The following is a 465-nucleotide window of genomic DNA, read 5'->3' as shown; positions in this document are numbered from 1 at the left end:
CACGACCCGGGCGAGTTCCCGATTCCCGACGAGCTTGCATTCCTTGGGGCGACGGGCACGATCCCACGCAAGTGCATCGGCCTGATTCGCCCGATACCCTTGAGATCCACCATTTCGCCTGATTTCCCTGCTGATAGTGGAAGGTGCCCGTCCAAGCCGGCTGGCCACCGCACGAATCGAGTGGCCGGCTACCACCGAGCGCGATATCTCCTCGCGCTCGGCCAACGTCAGTGCCCGTCTGGAGCGACGTCGCGGTGCCGGCTGTATTCCGCCAGTCTGCGCCAGAATTCCCTGTATCGATGAATGATTCCGGTCGAATAGCTGCGCAATATGCTGAAGCGATTCGCCTTTGCGCCAGAGTTCCCACATTAACGCTTTCTGGCTCTCGCTGTAATAGATCCGGGTTCTGTACTTCATCTGCAACACTCCCGCTGCTCGCGCAGTTCCGATTGTGTTGCATCGACC

The 465-nt window shown here is 59.6% G+C and carries 1 protein-coding gene; it reads right to left on the bottom strand.

The genetic code is table 11. From position 1 onward, the window contains the following. On the bottom strand, window positions 1–417 hold a 417-nt coding region (locus P0D73_RS46740), incomplete at its 3' end, for a helix-turn-helix domain-containing protein (protein WP_408436545.1). Window positions 418–465 lie beyond the last annotated feature (48 nt).

Source organism: Paraburkholderia sp. RL18-101-BIB-B (assembly GCF_046026985.1).
Classification (GTDB): Bacteria; Pseudomonadota; Gammaproteobacteria; order Burkholderiales; family Burkholderiaceae; genus Paraburkholderia.
Note: the sequence above shows the minus strand (reverse complement) of the source record. Positions and strands in the feature narration are given on the sequence as shown.